The following is a 16684-nucleotide window of genomic DNA, read 5'->3' on the forward strand; positions in this document are numbered from 1 at the left end:
TTTATTTGCGACCATCAGGGAGGCTGATACAGCTGTCGTGGCGGGGCGCCGGCGGCTAGCCTCGAAGCAACCGGGTCGCCCGATAACAACCAGCAACGACCGCCATGACCGCCCACGCCCCAGCGTCCGTCACGCCCCTCGTCCCGTCGTCCTGCGCCCGCGCCACGCCGCCGCGCCAGCCTCCCGGGCATATCCGGCGCGCGCCGTTGCAGCGGCGCCTGTTGCAGCAGGACTGCCGTCTGCGCCTGCTGGTCGGCCCGGCCGGTTTCGGCAAGTCGGTGTTGCTCGCCGACTGCGCCCGGGCCGCGCCTGCCGGTTGCACCGCGCTGTGGCTCAGTTGCGCCGGCCAGCCCTGGTCGCCGGCCACGCTCTGCGCGCAGCTGGCGCTCGCCCTGGGCTATCCGCCGGGCGGCGAGGCGCAGCTGCTGGCATGCCTGGAGCACGAGCCGCGGCATCTGTGGCTGTTTCTCGACGACTACCCGCGCGCGCCGGACGCCGCCCTGGACGCCTGTCTCGAGCGCCTGCTCGGCGCGGCCGCGGACGGCATCCGCTGGTGGCTGGGCAGCCGGCGGCGGCCGACCTGCAACCTGCCGCGCCTGCTGCTCGAAGGCGAGCTGCTCGAGCTGAGCGCCGCGGACCTGTGTTTCTCCGGCGAAGAGGTCGGTGCCTGGCTGCGGCAAGTCGCGGCCACCCGGCTGGCCTGGGCCGACAGCCTCCTGGCGCAGAGCCGCGGCTGGCCGGCGGCGTTGCGTCTGTGCCTGCTCGCCGCCCAGGGTGAGCCCGGCGTGCTCGTGCCGGAGCATGACGGCCTGCTGCGCGAGTACATCGAGCACGAGGTGTTGCACGGGCTGCCCCGCGAGCTGGAGCAGGCGCTCGGGCGCTTGGCGCAGATTCCCCGTTTCAACGCCGAGCTGTGCGAGCACCTGCTCGGGGTTGGCGAGGGCGCCGACTGGTTGCAGGCGTTGCGCGCCCGTGGCCTGTTCATCGATGAGCTGGAAGGGCAGGCCGGCTGGTACGAGGTGTTTGCGCCCATGGCCGCGCTGCTGCAGCAGCGGGCCAAGGGCGGGTCCTGCGCCCGCCTGCACCTGCAGGCCAGCCAGTGGTTCGCCGCGTGCGGCGATACCCGCTCGGCGGTGGAGCATGCGCTCAAGGGCGGGCAGCCGGAGGTGGCGGCGAGTTTTCTCGAACGCTTCACCGAGGAGCAGGTGCTGCAGGGCCAGGACCTGGCGTTGATCCTGCGCTGGCGCGGCGAGCTGCCGGAGAGCCTGCTGCTGAGTACGCCGCGCCTGATCCTGCTCAACGCCTGGGTGCTGCTGCTGGTCGGCCGTCTGGACGAGGCCCAGGCCTGCGCCGATCAGCTGGCGCGCTTCCAGCCCAGGGCCGATGGCGAGCGCACGGTGGAGCTGTTCGCCCAGTGGCAGGCGCTCAGCGGCATCCTCGCCTTCGGCCGCGGCTGTGCCGAGCAGGCCCGCCGGCACCTGGCCGAGGCCCTGGCGCGACTGCCGGAACAGGCCTGGGCGCAGAGCCTGCTGTGTCGCTCGGCGCTGACCCAGATGGCCATCGGCGAGGGGCGCCTGGAGCAGGCCCAGCGTCTGGGCTACGAGGCCCTGAAGCAGGCGCGGCGTTGCGGCAGCGCGGTGTTCGAGGCGCTGCTGGAGCTGGATCACGGTCTGCTGCTGGAGTCGCGGGGCGAGTTCGCCCGCGCCCAGGCCCTGCTGCAGCGGGTGTACGAACAGCTGGAGGCACAGCCGGCGCGGTCGAGCCCGGTGCGCGGGCGGATGCTGTTGCGTCTGGGCCGCCTGGCCCTGCGTCAGGGCCAGCTGGAACAGGCCGCCGACCAGTTGCAGACGGGGCTCGACGAGGCGCTGCGGCATGAGGATCCCGGCGCCTTCCACGGGTTTCTCGGCCTGGCCGAACTGGCGGCGCGCCAGCGCGATATCCCCGGGGCCTTCGCCCATCTGGCCGAGGCCGAGCGGCTGATGCAACGCCAGCGGGTGGCCGATACCCTCTACCGCGGCGTGCTGCTGCTGGCCAGCAGCCGTCTGTGGCTGTGGCAGGGACATCGCCCGCGAGCCCGCGAGGCCCTGAGCCGGGTACTCGAGCATGGCCAGCGGCATCGCGCGTTGCTGCCGCCGGCCACCTTCCCCGAGCTGCTGCCGCGTCTGCGCCAACTGCTGCTGCGCGTCGAGCTGGAACAGGGCGCGGACGTACGCCAGTCCCTGCGCGTCCAGCTCGACCAGGCCCTGGCCGAGGGCCGTCAGGCGCTCGCCGGCGAGCTCTGGCTGAGCCTGGCCGAGGCCTGCGCGGCGGCGGGGGACGCGCCGGCGGCGGCCCAGGCGCGGCAGGCGGGCCAAGCCCTGCGCCAGCGCCTGAATTACCGGTGCCTGTGGTTCGAGGCGGACGAGGGGCCGGCCGGCAGCGCCGCGAACGGCGACGGGCCGACGCCCTTGAGCGGCCGCGAAGTGACGGTGCTGCGGCTGATTGCCCAGGGCTGCTCCAACCAGGAAGTCGCCGAGCAGCTGTATATCTCCCTGCACACGGTCAAGACCCACGCCCGGCGCATCAACGGCAAGCTCGGCGTGACCCGGCGCACCCAGGCGGTGGCGCGGGCCAAGGCCCTGGGGCTGCTGTAGGCGCTCGCCGGCCTAGTGCAGCGCCGGGCTGGCGTGCAGCCGCCGCAGGCGCTCGCCGAGCTGCAGACGCTGCGCCGCATCGTCACACAGCAGCAGGGCGCGCTGCAGGTCGAAGCGCTCGGCCTGGGGGCAATCCAGTTGGTGATAGAGGTCGGCACGGGCCAGGTGGTCGGCGAGGGTCTGGGGACCCAGTTGCAGCACCCGTTCGGCATCTTTCAGCGCGGCCAGGGCGTTCTGGGCCTGCAGGTGCAATTGGCGCAGGTTGCGCGACAGGCGCTGGAGCATCGCGCGGGCATCGCAGGCCAGCAGGTGGCCGGCGTTCAGGTCGATGTGGGGGCCGAACTGGCGCAGCAGCAGTTCGCGGCAGTCGCGGGTATAGAGGCGGCGGCCGCCGCAGGGGTCGAGCAGGTGATCGGCCCCCGGCACGCGCAGCAGGAAGTGTCCGGGGAAGTTCACCCCCTGCAGGGGGATACCCAGGCGCCGTGCCAGCTCCAGGGCGATCAGTGCCAGCGACAGGGGCTGGCCGCGGCGGCGCTGCAATACCTGATGCAGCAGGGCGGCCCGGGGTGCGGGCGGGTTGTCCTCGTCCTCGTGAAAGTCCAGTTCGCTCAGGCGCCGCAGCAAGGGTTGCGCCAGTTCCCGCGGCGGCAGGTTGGGCAGGCCGGCGTCGACCTGTTGTTGCAGGGCATGCAAGGCGCGCAATGCGGCCTCGGGAGACAGGGTCGGGTCGTGTTCGGCGGCTATCCACAGCGCCGCCTCGAACAGGGCCGGCGGTTCGTGGTCGAGGCAGGCAAGGCAGGATAGGCGCGGGTCCATGGTCTCCTCCACTGATGACTGCTTTGTAGCCGGCCGCTGCCGTGGCGTCCAGCCCGGGGCGACGGGCTTATGTCGGCTGTGTCCGGCAGCGTCGGGGAGCACGCCTATACTGGCGTTAACGATGAGAGTCGGTGGCGCCGACAGGCCGCTTCAGCGCCGCGTCGGCCCCGCAGCCAAGGAGCCACAGCATGTTCGCCATGATGGAAGACTCGCGGCTGGAGGCGTTGCATTTCGCCCAGGACCCGGCGACCGGGCTCAAGGCGGTGATCGCCATCCACAACACCCGTTTCGGTCCGGCCCTCGGCGGCTGCCGTTACCTGGCCTACCCCGACGAGCAGAGCGCGATCCGCGATGCCATCGGCCTGGCCCAGAGCATGAGCTACAAGGCCGCCCTGGCCGGCCTCGAACAGGGCGGCGGCAAGGCGGTGATCGTCCGTCCCGCCCACGTGGCGAACCGGGGCGCGCTGTTCGAGGCCTTCGGTCGCATGATCGAGAGCCTCGGCGGGCGCTACATCACCGCGGTCGACAGTGGCACCTCCAGTGCCGACATGGACTGCATCGCCCAGCATACCCGCCACGTCACCAGCACCACCCGCGAGGGCGACCCCTCGCCGCACACCGCCATGGGCGTGTTCGCCGGGATTCGCGCCACGGCCCTGGCGCGTCTGGGCAGCGACGACCTGAACGGCCTGCGCGTGGCGATCCAGGGCCTGGGCCATGTCGGCTATGCCCTGGCCGAGCAGCTGCACGCGGTCGGCGCCGAGCTGTGGGTCAGCGACCTGGACGGCGGTCGGGTGCAGCTGGCGGTGGAGCAGCTCGGCGCCCATCCGGTGAGCCGCGATGCCCTGCTCGCCACGCCCTGCGACATCCTCGCGCCCTGCGGCCTGGGGGGCATCCTCAATGCCGAGACGGTGCCCGGGTTGCGCTGCGCGGCAGTGGCGGGGGCGGCCAATACCCAGCTGGCCGACGCCGACGTCGGCGACAGCCTGCAGGCCCGCGGCATCCTCTATGCGCCGGACTATGTGATCAATGCCGGCGGGCTGATCTACGTCGCCCTGCGGCATCGCGGCGAGAGCCTGACCACCATCACCGCGCACCTGAGCAAGATCAGCCAGCGCCTGGCCGAGATATACGCCCATGCCCAGGCCGACCGGCGTTCGCCGGCACGGGTCGCCGACAGCCTGGCCGAGCGCCTGCTGTACGGCAGTTGAGGGGCGCGCCCGTGCCTGTCCCCGTCCCTGGCGGATACCCCCTCACCGGAGGTCATCCGCGCCCAACCCGGGGCCACACGCGCCGGGTATCGCCCAGTCACCTACCCGGTGCCGAGGAGTGCTTCCATGCCTGACCGCTTGCAACTGCCCTATACCCGTTACCTCGACCCCGAGGGCCGGCTGCTCGCTGCGCTGCCGGACTGGGCCGACGACTTCGACCTGCTGATCCGCCTGTACCGGCAGATGGTGCTGACCCGCCTGTTCGATCAGAAGGCCGTGGCCCTGCAGCGCACCGGGCGCATCGGCACCTATGCGCCGACCGTCGGCCAGGAGGCCATAGGCGTGGCCATCGGCGCCCTGATGCGTGCCGACGACGTGCTGGTGCCCTACTACCGCGACACCGCGGCCCAGGTGATGCGCGGAGTGCGCATGGAGGAGATCCTGCTGTACTGGGGCGGCGACGAACGCGGCAGTGCCTATGTCGAGCCGGCGGTGGGGCAGGACTTCCCGCTGTGCGTGCCCATCGCCACCCAGGCCCTGCATGCCTGCGGCGTGGCCACGGCGATGAAGATCCGCGGCGAGCACCGGGTCGCCGTCACCACCTGCGGCGACGGCGCCACCAGCAAGGGCGACTTCCTCGAGGCGCTGAACGTCGCCGGCGCCTGGCAGCTGCCGGTGGTCTTCGTGGTCAACAACAACCAGTGGGCCATCTCCGTGCCGCGGCGCATCCAGTGCGGCGCCCCGACCCTGGCGCAGAAGGCCATAGGCGCGGGCTTTCATGGCGAGCAGGTGGACGGCAACGACATCCTCGCCCTCTACGATCGTCTGCGGTGGGCCCTGGAACGGGCGCGCCAGGGCAAGGGGCCGGTGCTGCTGGAATGCCTCAGCTATCGCCTGGGCGACCACACCACCGCCGACGATGCGACCCGCTATCGCTCGGCCGATGAGGTCAAGCAGGCCTGGCGCGAGGAGCCGATCAAGCGTCTGCAGGCCTTCCTCGCCGCCCAGGGGGTGTGGGACGAGAAGCGCGAGCAGACCCTGGTCGGCGAGTGTCAGGCCCAGGTGCAGCGCGCGGTGGAGGCCTTCGAGGCGGCCGGCGAGCAGCCCCTCGACTCGGTGTTCGACCATGTCTACGCACAGTGGCCGGCGGCCCTGGCCGAGCAGCGCGAGATGTTCCACGAGCGCGCCGCGCGCCGCGAGGAGAAGCGCCATGAGTGAGCAGAAGCTGAGCCTGCTGGAGGCGGTCAACCTGGCCCTGCATCGGGCCATGGCCGAGGACGCCAACGTGGTGGTGCTCGGCGAGGACATCGGCGTCAATGGCGGGGTGTTCCGCGCCACGGCCGGCCTGCGCGAGGCCTTCGGCTTCAAGCGGGTGATCGACACGCCGCTGGCCGAGACCATGATCGCCGGCCTGGCCGTCGGCATGGCCTCCCAGGGCCTGAAGCCGGTGATGGAGATCCAGTTCATGGGCTTCATCTACCCGGCCCTGGATCACCTGGTGTCCCACGCCAGCCGCCTGCGCAACCGCACCCGCGGCCGCCTGAGCTGTCCCATGGTGCTGCGCACGCCCATGGGCGCCGGCATCCGCGCGCCGGAACACCACAGCGAGAGCACCGAGGCGATGTTCGCCCAGATCCCCGGGTTGCGCGTGGTCATGCCCTCGTCGCCGGCACGGGCCTACGGCCTGCTGCTGGCGGCCATCGACGATCCCGACCCGGTGCTGTTCCTCGAGCCCACCCGGCTGTACCGGATGAATCCCCAGGTGCTGGCGGACGATGGCAAGCGCCTGCCTCTGGACAGCTGCTTCACCCTGCGCGAGGGCAGCGACCTGACCCTGGTCAGCTGGGGCGCCAGCGTGCACGAGACCCTGCAGGCCGCCAGCCTGCTGGCCGAGCAGGGCATCGCCGCCGAGGTGATCGACGTGGCCTGCGTCAAGCCGCTGGACCTCGACACCCTGGAGGCCTCGGTGCGCAAGACCGGGCGCTGCGTGATCGTCCACGAGGCGCCGAAGAGCTGCGCGGTGGGCGCGGAGATCGCCGCCAGCCTCTATGAGCGGGCCCTGCTCGACCTGCAGGCACCTATCCAGCGGGTCACCGCGCCGGACATCCCGCCGCCGCTGTACCGCCTGGAGCAACTCTATATCCCGGGCGTCGAGGACATTCTCGCGGCCTGCGACACGGTGCTGAACTACGCCTGAACCCTGGGCGCGCCCAGACACAGACTCAGGAGCGAACCATGAAGTATTTCAAGCTGCCCGACCTGGGCGAAGGCCTGCAGGAAGCCGAGATCGTCGAGTGGCACGTCAAGGCCGGCGACGCGGTGAAGACCGACCAGCTGCTGGTGTCGGTGGAGACCGCCAAGGCCATAGTCGACATCCCCGCGCCCTATGACGGCGTGGTGCACAAGACCTTCGGCGCCGAGGGCGACATCCTGCACGTCGGCGAGCCGCTGCTGGCCTACGAGGGCGAGGCCGATTCCGGCACCGTGGTCGGCCGCCTGGAGGGCGGCGGCGAGGCCCAGGCCGACAGCTTCTTCGTCGGCGCCGCGCCCTCGACCCGCGAGCACCTGGCGCCGCGCGCGACCCCGGCGGTGCGCCAGCTGGCCCGCCAGCTGGGGGTCGACCTGAGCACGCTGCAGGGCAGCGGCAGCGACGGTCTGATCACCCGCGCCGATGTCGAGGCCGCCACCCAGAGCGCCCGCGACAAGTTCGGCGGCGAGAAGCTGCGCGGCGTGCGGCGCAGCATGGCGATCAACATGGCCCGCTCCCACGCCGAGGTGGTGCCGGTGGTCATAGTCGGCGACGCCGACCTGCACCGCTGGACCCAGGCCCGCGACCCGCTGGTGCGCCTGGCCCAGGCCATCGCCGTGGCCTGCCGGGCCGAGCCGGTGCTCAACAGCTGGTTCGACGGCAAGAGCCTGTCGATCAAGCAGCACGAGCAGCTCGACCTGGGCATCGCCGTGGACAGTCCCGAGGGCCTGTTCGTGCCGGTGCTGCGCAACGTCGGCGCACGCAGCGCCGAGGACCTGAAGAAGGGGGCCGAGCGCCTGCGCGCCGACGTCAAGGCGCGCTCCATTCCGCCCCAGGAGATGATGGGCGCGACCCTGACCCTGTCCAACTTCGGCACCCTGTTCGGCCGCTACGCCAACCCCATCGTGGTGCCGCCGCAGGTGGCGATCATCGGCGCTGGCGGCATCCGCGACGAGCCGGTGGCGGTGGATGGCAAGGTGGTGGTGCACCCGATCCTGCCGCTGTCGCTGACCTTCGACCACCGCGCGGTCACCGGCGGCGAGGCGGCGCGCTTCCTCAAGGCCCTGGTGCAGGCGCTGGAACGGGCCGAGGCCTGAGCGGGCGCGGCGCCTCGCCGCCGCGCCCGTGCCGTTACTGCCGCGGGGCGAAGCGGAACACCAGCAGCAGGCCGAGGAGAATCGCCAGCATGCCGCCCAGGGCGCTGGTCGACAGACGATTGCCGAGGATCAGGTAGTCCATGGCCGCGGTGACCACCGGCACTAGGTAGAACAGGCTGGTGACGTCGACCAGGTTACCGGCGCGGATCAGGCGATACAGCAGCAGCTGCGCGGCCACCGAGATGACCAGGGCCATCCACAGCAGGGGCACCAGGAAGTCCAGGGAGAAGCGCAGCTGCCAGGGCTGGAAGGGCAGCACCAGCACGCAGGCCAGCAGGCTGACGCCGTACTGCAGCGGCAGCACGGCCATGGGCGCCTGCTCCTGGCCTTTCTGGCGGATCGCCCCGAGGGTCATGCACGCCAGTGCCGCCAGGGCAAACAGCATGCCCTCGGCGGACAGGCGACTGTGCTGCAGACCCTCGTTCACCACCAGGCCGAGGCCGCCCAGGGCCATGCCCAGGCCGACCAGGCGCAGCGCGGCGAAGCGCCGTTCCAGCAGGGCCAGGGTGAGGATGGGTTGCACGCCGAGCACGGTGGCCAGTACCCCGGGAGTGAGCCCGCGGTCCAGGGCCAGCAGGTAGCAGATGGTGTAGCCGCCGATCATCAGCAACCCGGTCAGCAGCGTTCGCCGGCGCTGGCCAGGCGCCGGCAGCCAGCGTCCGCGCAGGCTGGCAAGCAGCAGCAACGCGGCGCAGGCGAGGGCGAAGCGCAGGACCAGGAAGGCGAAGGGCGAAGCATGATCCAGGCCCAGGCGGGCGAAGATCGCCCCGCTGCCCCAGAGCAGGACGAACAGCAGGGTCGAGCCGCAAGCGGCCCAGGAGGTTCTGTCGAAAACCATGGTGAATCACCTGTCGAAAAGTCGCGACGAGCTCCGACGGGCGAGTCGCGCACGCGTTCGCCGGCCATCAGGCCAGGTTCGGAGCCGGTAAGGGAGCGGGTATCAGCCCGCTACGGCGAAGGCCGGGGGCGGCGGAGTGCCGGCCGGCGGACGCTGGGCGGCGAGACAGGCGGTGGAACGGCGCACGCGCGGACGGCTACGCGGCGGGCGGCGGCGTGGCGATCGAGGCGGAAAGGCTGCGCGTGCTGGCTCATGGGGGAACCGGAGTGGGATGCGGGCGAAACGAGGCCTAAAGCTAGCCAGTTGCGCGGCAGCGGTCAACCCGCGCCTGCCGGGGCGCCTCGGCGCGCCGCCGGCAGGCCGCGGCGCGGGCGTCAGTAGCCCAGCAGGGCGGGCAGGGTCAGGCTGATCGCCGGCACGCAGGCGATGATGAAGGTGGTGATGGTCAGCACCGCCACGAAGGGCAGGGCCTTGTGCGAGATGTCCTCGATGGCCGTGCCGGAGATGCCGGAGGCGATAAACAGGTTCTCGCCCATCGGCGGGGTCATGAAGCCGATGCTCAGGCAGCAGATCAGCACGATGCCGAAATGCACCGGGTCGATGCCCAGGCTGTAGGTGATCGGCAGTATCACCGGGGTGAGGATCATGATGGCCGCCAGGGTCTCCATGAACATGCCGACGAACAGCAGGAAGCCGATGATCAGGATCCAGATCAGGTAGATGTTGTCGGTCAGGCTGAGCATGCCGTCGGCGACTATGGCCGGGATCTGGTTCTCCACCAGCAGACGGCCGAAGACAGTGGCGGTGAACAGTATCACCAGCACTCGCCCGGTGATCCAGGTGGTGGTCTCCAGCGACTTGAACAGCTCCGGCAGGCGCAGTTCCTTGTGGATGAACAGGCCGACGAACAGGGTGTAGAAGATCGCCACGATGGCCGATTCGGTCGGGGTGAACAGGCCGGTATAGATGCCCCCGAGGATCACGAAGGGCGCGGCGATGGACCAGGCGCCGTCGCGCAGGGCCTTGCCAATGCGCGGCCAGGACCAGCCCTCGCCGCTGCCGGTGTAGCCCAGGTTCTTGCAGCGCCAGTAGTTCATCAGCAGCAGGCCGCCGGCCAGCAACAGCCCGGGCACCACCCCGGCGATGAACAGCTTGGGAATCGACATGCTGGCGAATTCGCCGAACTCCTCCACCGCAGCCGGTGGCGGCAGCATGCCCATGGCCGAGATGCCGAAGATCACCATGGGAATCGACGGCGGGATGATGATGCCCAGGCCGCCCGAGGAGGCGGTGACCGCCGAGGCATAGCCCTTGGCGTAGCCGCGCTTGACCATGGCCGGGATCATCAGCATGCCGACCGCGGCGGTGGTGGCCGGTCCCGAGCCGGAGATGGCGCCGAAGAACAGGCAGGCCAGCACGGCGGAGGCCGAGATGCCGCCGGTGATCGGCCCGGCGAAGCTCTCCGCCAGGGTCACCAGGCGTTTCGAGATGCCCGCCGCCTCCATCAGCGCCCCGGCGAGGATAAAGGCCGGCAGCGCCATCAGCGGGAAGGAGCCCACCGAGGTGAAGGCGATCTGCACCAGCTTGATCGGGTTCTCGCCCAGGTAGAGGAAGGAGGCCAGCGCCGAGACCGCCAGGGAGATGCTGATCGGCGTGCCGATCAGCAGCAGCAGGAGAAAGGAGCCGAACAGGATGTAGACGATGTTGGTATCAACCATGGACCCGCTCCTGGAGGTAAGGGGTGTCTTTGGGCGACGACTCCTGGATCAGCTTTTCCAGCTCCTGGGCTTCCGGATCGCGGATGTCGATGCCCTTGAACAGCCGGTAGTAGTTGACCTGCAGGACGCGGAAGGTCATCAGGGCGAAGGCGATGGGCAGCACCAGATACAGGTACTTCATCGGCACGCCCAGGGTCTGGGATTTCCAGAACAGGTTGGCCTTGAGGAAGAACAGGGTGCTGAGGTAGACGAAGTAGCAGTTGAAGCCGACCCAGATCAGGTCGGAGAGGGTTTCCAGGGCCAGCGCCAGCTTGCGCGGCATCAGCTTGAACTGGAAGGTCACCCGGTTGTGCGCCGCCAGCTTGGCGGCGAAGCTGGCGCCGAAGTAGGCGAACCAGACGAACATGTAGGTCACCAGCTCCTCGGTCCAGGAGATCGAGTGGTTGAACAGGTTGCGGCTGAGAATCTGGGCGAACAGCAGGATCACGAACAGCGCCAGAAGGGTTCTGCAGATGTAGTTTTCCAGGTTGTCGAGAATCTTGAACAGGGTGCCGGCCGGTTTCATGGGGCGCCTCCAGAAGCGTCGGGCCCGGGCCAGGGCGCATCGCTTCACCGCGTGGACGAAGAGTCGGAGTCGACCGCCGGGCGGCCGAGCCCCGAACGGATGGGGCTAGCTGGCGGAGCCTTGGGACAGGCCGCTTGGCTCCGCCGCGTTAGCGCATATGCGGGAGCTTGCGCCCCTGCAGCAGCTTTATCGGGCGGCTTAGATGGGGTCGCGACCCAGGGCCTTGAGGGCCGTGTTGAGCTGGTCCTTGCCGAGTTGGTCGTAGTACTTGGGCCAGACCTTGGAGACGGCGAGTTCGATCCACTCCTGCTCGCCGTTGGCCGGATCGGCGATGAGCATGCCCTTGGCGGTCAACTCCTGCTTGATCTTGCCCTCCTGGGCCACCAGCCAGGCCTCGCTGTGGGCGGTAGCGGCCTTGCCGGCTTCGAGGATGGCCTGCTGCACCTCGGCGCTCTGCTCCTGGAACACCGACTCGCTGACCACCAGCGGCTCGATGGAGAACAGGTAGCGGATATTGGTGACGTACTTCTGCACCTCGTCGAACTTCATCGCCGCCACGGTGATATAGGGGTTGTCCTGACCGTCGACCACTTTCAGCTGCAGGCCGGTGAAGGTTTCCGACCAGGCCATGGGCGTGGGGTTGATGCCCCAGGCGCGGTAGGTGTCGATCATGATCTCGTTCTTCGGCACGCGAATCTGCAGGCCCTGCAGGTCTTCGACCCTGGTCACCGGCTGCTTGGAGTTGGTCAGCACGCGGAAGCCCGAGTAGGCCCAGCCGATGATGCGTACGCCGGCATCGCGCACGGTATTGTCGATCAGCCCCTGGCCGATTTCGCTCTGGGTCAGGGTCTTGGCATCGTCCAGGCTCTGGATCATGTAGGGCAGGGTGAGTACGCCGACCGAGGGCGAGAAGGGGGTGACGTTGTTGATCGCCAGGATGGAGAAATCCAGGGTGCCCATGGCGGCGTTGTTGATGGTGTCTTCCTCGCTGCCCAGCTGGCCGTTGAGGAACAGCTTGGCGTCATGCTGGCCGCCGGTGCGGGCCTTGAACTCCTCGGCGAACTTCAGCCCCAGCTCGTGCTGGGTGCCGCCGGCCGCATCGCCGACGGCGACGCGGAAGGTCTTGGCCTGGGTCAGGCTGCTGCCCATGGCGGCGGCGACCAGGCACAGGGCCATGGCCAGGGGGCGGGTGAGGTGCTTGCGGTAGATCATAACTGCGTACTCCGTTGTAGTTGTTTTTGGCTACGAAAGTGCAGGTGGGTCTGTTCAACCGAGCCCTGGGGCCCTATGAGCTCGGTGGGACGCCTTAGGCCGAGTGTCTCAAGACGACTAGCGCGAGGTTGTAGCAGGTACGACCCCTGTCGCGTCGAAAACAGCCCAGTCGTTTCCTTCGACCGGGCTCAATAGTCCCCCCCGGGTGCGCGGCTGTTTAGGGCCACATCCATGGCGTTTCTGGGGCCAGCGCGGCGGTTGCCTCAGCAGAGGGGATAAACGCTCTGGCACGGCCATTAGCGCCCCGTTCGGGCGGGCCAGTGTGACGGCTGTGGGGAGGGTTTTCCAGGCAGGGCAGGCTTCGGCGGGGGCCGTCTCAGCGGCGCCGCGTCAGCAGCTGCAGCACCTCGTCGAACACCGCGTTGTCCAGGCTGCGCGACAGGTCCAGCTCCAGGCTGTGGCGGTAGTAGGCGCTCAGGTCCAGGCCGACGCCCAGGGCGAACAGCTCGATGCGGCCGTCCTGCTCGATCTGCGCGGCCACCTGCTTGAGGTGCAGGTCGAGGATGTCCTGGGCGTTGGCCTGGAGGGTGGCGCTGTCCATCGGGCAGCCGTCGCTGACGACGATCAGCAGGCGCCGCCGTGCCTCGCGTTGCAGCAGGCGCTGGCGCGCCCAGAGCAGCGCCTCGCCGTCCATGCCCTCGCGGAACAGGTCGGACTTGAGCAGGGCGGCGATGCTCGGCCGGGCGCGCCGCCAGGTCGTCTCGGCATCCTTGTAGACCAGGTGGCTGAGTTCGTTGAGGCGTCCCGGATCGGCCGGCTGGCCGACGCCGCGCCAGCGCTTGAGGGGGCGGCCGCCGTTCCACTGGCCGGTGGTGAAGCCGAGGATCTCGCAGCGCGCGCCGGCCAGCTCCAGGGCGCGGGCGAGCGCATCGGCGAGCAGGGCGATGGGCTCGATGTGGTTGCGCATGGAGCCGGAGTTGTCGATCAGCAGGCTGACCAGGCAATCGCTGTGCGGGCGCTGGCGCTCGTGGCGGAAGATCTCGCGCTGTTCGGGGCTGATGATCAGGCGGCTGAGACGGCCGCCGTCGATCTGCCCCTCGCGCTGGGCGAAGGCCCAGCCGTCGCGCCGGGGGGCGGCCAGCAGGGCGCCCAGGCGTCTGGCCAGGCGCGGCAGATTGAGGCCCTGGCCGGCCAGGCGCCGATCCAGGCGCTGACGCAGCTCCTGCAAGAGTTCCTGGCGCACCAGGCTGGCGGCGTTGCGCTCGCTGTCGTAGTCGCGGCAGAACACCCGGTAGACGAAGTCGCCCTCGGCCCCGCGCGGACTGCCCTCGCCGGCGCCGCTGGCGGGGCCGTCGCCCTCGCCCTGCTGCGCGACGTCCAGCAGCAGGGCGAACGCCAGGTGGGTCTTCTCGGCGATCTCCGAGACCTTGCGTTCGTCGTTGCCGAGCAGTTCGGCATCCAGCTGCTCGATCAGTTCCTGCACCTTGGCGGCGATTGTCAGGGCCTGTTCGGCGAACGCCGCCTGGTCGAAACGATGGCGGCGCAGCAGGCCGAAGCTGGCGCCGAAGTGGCCGAGCAGGCTCAGCCGCGGCGCCTCGATGAGCATCTCCGTCTGTGCGCCGGCGCGCCCGCCACACAGCAGCATCCAGCTCATCTGCGCCAGGCTGAAGAGCAGCAGGCCGACATGGCCTTCGGTCTGCCCGGAATCGAGAAACTGCTGGCTCCACTGCTCGAAGCGCCGCAGCAGGTTGCGCCGGACCCCGGGATGCTGGTCGGCCACCAGCGACTCCACGCGCAGCTGCTCGAGCAACTCGAACACCAGGCGGGCGATCGGCTGCGCCGGCAGCGTCTGGCGAACCAGCGCCGCATCGCTGTGGCGCAGACGCAGCGCCAGGCTGTCGGCGACCCCGCGGTAGGCGGTGAAGTCGTCGCGTTCGGGGTCCGGGTGCAGGTGTGGGGCGCGCACCGGAACGGGCCGTCCGGCCACCTCCAGACGCCCGCCGCGGTAGCGCAGGCGCGCCTCGCCGGACAGCGCGCGCAGGCTCGCCGCGCAGAGTTCCTCGAGCTGTTGCTGGCGTTTCTCGCGGCGTGGCGACGGCTCCATGGGCGTTATCCCGGGGCCGCTCACGCCAGCGCCAGGCGTGGCAGCGCCGACTCTGCGAGTTCCTGGTCGAAGCAGCGTTGGTAGTACTCGGCGACCAGCGGCCGTTCGGCCTCGTCGCACTTGTTGAGGAACGACAGGCGGAAGGCCAGCGCCGGGTCGGCGAAGATTTCCGTGTTCTCCGCCCAGGCGATCACGCAGCGCGGCGACATCAGGGTGGACAGGTCGCCGCAGGCGAAACCCTGGCGCGTCAGGGTCGCCACCGCCACCATCGACTCCAGCAGCGCCTCGCCGTACCGGGCGGTCAGTTGCGGCACCCGCCCGGCGACTATCGCCACCTCCTCGGCCAGGGGTAGGTAGTTGAGGCTGGCGACTATGTTCCAGCGGTCCAGCTGCGCCTGGTTGAGCACCTGGGTGCCGTGGTAGAGGCCGTTGAGGTTGCCCAGGCCGACGGTGTTGGCGGTGGCGAACAGGCGGAAATAGGGGTGCGGATGGATCAGCTGGTTCTGCTCGAGCAGGTTGAGCTGGCCGCCCTGCTCGAGGATGCGCTGGATCACGAACATCACATCCGGGCGGCCGGCGTCGTATTCGTCGAAGATCAGCGCCATGGGCCGGCGCAGCGCCCAGGGCAGGATGCCCTCCTGGAACTCGGTGACCTGCTTGCCGTCGCGCAGGATGATGCCGTCCTTGCCGATCAAGTCCAGGCGGCCGATATGGCCGTCCAGGTTGACCCGTACGCAGGGCCAGTTCAGCCGGGCCGCGACCTGCTCGATATGGGTCGACTTGCCGGTGCCGTGCAGGCCCTGGAGCAACACCCGGCGATTGCGGGTGAAGCCGGCGAGGATGGCCAGGGTCACTTCCGGGTTGAAGCGGTAGGCCGGGTCGATCTCCGGCACCTGTTGGTCGCTCTTGGTGAACACCGGCACGCGCAGGCTGGAGTCGATGCCGAAGAGTTCCCGGGCACTGACCAGGCGGCTGGCGGATTCAAGGGTCAAGTCGGTCATGGGGGCGCCTCGGGGCCGGTGATTTCCCGTCGATTCTAGGGCGCGTCCGGCGGCGGGTGAGGGGCCAGTTGCCCGCGGCCGATGCGGCCAGGGCGGGCCTGGCGCCAAGTCGGGCGGGCGACTGGCTCTATCGCCACGGACCGCGGCGGCTAAGGATGGCGCCAGATGCCAAGCCCGCCCGCCACTGCGGAATAACCGAGAGGTCGACTCAATGCCTGCAGATACCCTGACCATCAACCTGGACCCCGAACTCGGCGCGCTGTTCCGCCGCTACCAGGCGCACACCCGGACCACTGCCGAGCACTACATCGGCGAGCTGCTGGCCAAGACCCGGCCTACCTTGCAGGCCATGGTCGAGGCGCTGGACGAGGCCGATGGCGATGCCCAGGCCCTGGGCCGGCTATTCGGCAGCAAGATGGCGCAGTTGATGCAGGCGCAGCAGGCGGTTCAGGCCGAGGCTTGAGGGCCGAGACGCTCGACCTGCTCGCGGATTTCCGCGAGCTTGGCGGCGACCACTTTTTCCAGATGGCTCAGGTCCCGCAGCAGTGCGTCCTTGGCCGCCAGCGGCTGGTTGTCGCAGTCGCTGCCGGTCAGCTGGCGCAGCTCCTGCAAGGCCTGCTGCAGCACCGGGCTGCAGTCGAGCAGGTCCTTCCAGGCCTGACTGTGGCGGCTCTGTCCGGGAATGGCCTGGCGCGGGCGGGCGAAGGTGAACTTCTGGCTGTGCGGGCGCAGCGAGGTCAGGGGACGCAGGTAGTAGACCTTGAGGACGTCGCGGTCGTGCTCGCGGCGCAGGCTGAAGCGGGAGATGAGTTCGAAGGAGCTGATGCCCATTTCCTTCAGGGTGCTGTAGTCGGTCATGTCGCCTGTCTCGTCGGTCGTGGGTTGTTCGGCTGTTTGGGCTCCTGTGACGCATGCGCGGCAAACAGCGACGGCCGCTTGGTTCGCGGGGCGCGGGGCTGTCTGGCGGGATTGTTATTGTTGTTCGGGCCTCGGCTGGCGTGCCCTGCCGCGAGGCGGCGGGCGGGGCCGAGGAGAGGAGGCCGCTCTCGTCTAGCGAGAGGTGCGCGCAGTTTAGTCAGCATCGGCCGGCGGCACAGGGCCAGCCCGGCACGGTCGATGGGGCCAGGCGTGACCCTGGCGCAACGGCGCCGGCGACACTGGCTCTGGGAGGCGCTGGTGGC

14 protein-coding genes are annotated in these 16684 nt (G+C 69.8%); 6 read left to right on the forward strand and 8 right to left on the reverse strand.

Translation table 11 applies throughout. The annotated features are described in order from the left end of the window. Positions 1–104 precede the first annotated feature (104 nt). Positions 105–2633, forward strand: a complete 2529-nt coding sequence (locus SBP02_RS04375; RefSeq protein WP_318645180.1) for a helix-turn-helix transcriptional regulator — start codon at positions 105–107, stop codon at positions 2631–2633. Positions 2634–2645: 12 nt separating this feature from the next. On the opposite strand, the gene SBP02_RS04380 is transcribed toward SBP02_RS04375, so the two are convergent. Further along, positions 2646–3449, reverse strand: a complete 804-nt coding sequence (locus SBP02_RS04380) for a SirB1 family protein (RefSeq protein WP_318645181.1) — start codon at positions 3447–3449, stop codon at positions 2646–2648. A gap of 188 nt (positions 3450–3637) precedes the next feature. On the opposite strand from SBP02_RS04380, the gene SBP02_RS04385 reads away from it, so the two are divergent. From SBP02_RS04385 to SBP02_RS04400, 4 genes are all read left to right on the forward strand, one after another. Beyond that, positions 3638–4660, forward strand: a complete 1023-nt coding sequence (locus SBP02_RS04385; protein WP_318645182.1) for a Glu/Leu/Phe/Val dehydrogenase family protein — start codon at positions 3638–3640, stop codon at positions 4658–4660. Between the two features lie 126 nt (positions 4661–4786). Next, positions 4787–5878, forward strand: coding sequence for a pyruvate dehydrogenase (acetyl-transferring) E1 component subunit alpha (gene pdhA / locus SBP02_RS04390; protein ID WP_318645183.1), 1092 nt, complete (start codon positions 4787–4789; stop codon positions 5876–5878). Then, the gene (locus SBP02_RS04395; protein ID WP_318645184.1) at positions 5871–6857 is read left to right on the forward strand and encodes an alpha-ketoacid dehydrogenase subunit beta; all 987 of its coding nucleotides are present in this window, start codon (positions 5871–5873) and stop codon (positions 6855–6857) included. The genes pdhA and SBP02_RS04395 overlap by 8 nt, the downstream gene beginning before the upstream one ends. 38 nt (positions 6858–6895) lie before the next feature. After that, positions 6896–8005: a dihydrolipoamide acetyltransferase family protein gene (locus SBP02_RS04400; RefSeq protein WP_318645185.1), complete on the forward strand. Its 1110-nt coding sequence runs from the start codon at positions 6896–6898 to the stop codon at positions 8003–8005. A gap of 34 nt (positions 8006–8039) precedes the next feature. Here the strand turns inward: SBP02_RS04400 and SBP02_RS04405 are convergent, their stop codons facing one another. The 6 genes from SBP02_RS04405 to SBP02_RS04430 form a co-directional block, all read right to left on the reverse strand. Next, entirely contained in the window at positions 8040–8903 is an 864-nt protein-coding gene (locus SBP02_RS04405) for a DMT family transporter (protein WP_318645186.1), read from the reverse strand. A gap of 374 nt (positions 8904–9277) precedes the next feature. Further along, positions 9278–10621, reverse strand: a complete 1344-nt coding sequence (locus tag SBP02_RS04410; protein WP_318645187.1) for a TRAP transporter large permease — start codon at positions 10619–10621, stop codon at positions 9278–9280. Then, positions 10614–11186, reverse strand: coding sequence for a TRAP transporter small permease (locus SBP02_RS04415; RefSeq protein ID WP_318645188.1), 573 nt, complete (start codon positions 11184–11186; stop codon positions 10614–10616). Before SBP02_RS04415 ends, SBP02_RS04410 begins: the two co-directional genes overlap by 8 nt. A gap of 198 nt (positions 11187–11384) precedes the next feature. Continuing rightward, a complete protein-coding gene (locus SBP02_RS04420) occupies positions 11385–12398 on the reverse strand; it encodes a TRAP transporter substrate-binding protein (RefSeq protein ID WP_318645189.1) in 1014 nt (337 codons plus the stop codon). 376 nt (positions 12399–12774) lie between these two features. Then, positions 12775–14502: a cobaltochelatase CobT-related protein gene (locus SBP02_RS04425; protein ID WP_318645190.1), complete on the reverse strand. Its 1728-nt coding sequence runs from the start codon at positions 14500–14502 to the stop codon at positions 12775–12777. Positions 14503–14522: 20 nt separating this feature from the next. Beyond that, a complete protein-coding gene (locus SBP02_RS04430; RefSeq protein WP_318645191.1) occupies positions 14523–15503 on the reverse strand; it encodes an AAA family ATPase in 981 nt (326 codons plus the stop codon). Positions 15504–15714: 211 nt separating this feature from the next. On the opposite strand from SBP02_RS04430, the gene SBP02_RS04435 reads away from it, so the two are divergent. Continuing rightward, positions 15715–15966 carry a hypothetical protein gene (locus tag SBP02_RS04435; RefSeq protein WP_318645192.1) on the forward strand — a complete coding sequence of 84 codons (252 nt, stop codon included), beginning with the start codon at positions 15715–15717 and terminating at the stop codon, positions 15964–15966. Here SBP02_RS04435 and SBP02_RS04440 read toward each other — a convergent pair. Further along, positions 15951–16361: a DUF3461 family protein gene (locus SBP02_RS04440; protein WP_318645193.1), complete on the reverse strand. Its 411-nt coding sequence runs from the start codon at positions 16359–16361 to the stop codon at positions 15951–15953. The two genes, SBP02_RS04435 and SBP02_RS04440, sit on opposite strands and share 16 nt — an antisense overlap. Positions 16362–16684 lie beyond the last annotated feature (323 nt).

It is taken from the genome of Pseudomonas benzenivorans, from assembly GCF_033547155.1.
GTDB lineage: Bacteria > Pseudomonadota > Gammaproteobacteria > Pseudomonadales > Pseudomonadaceae > Aquipseudomonas > Aquipseudomonas benzenivorans_B.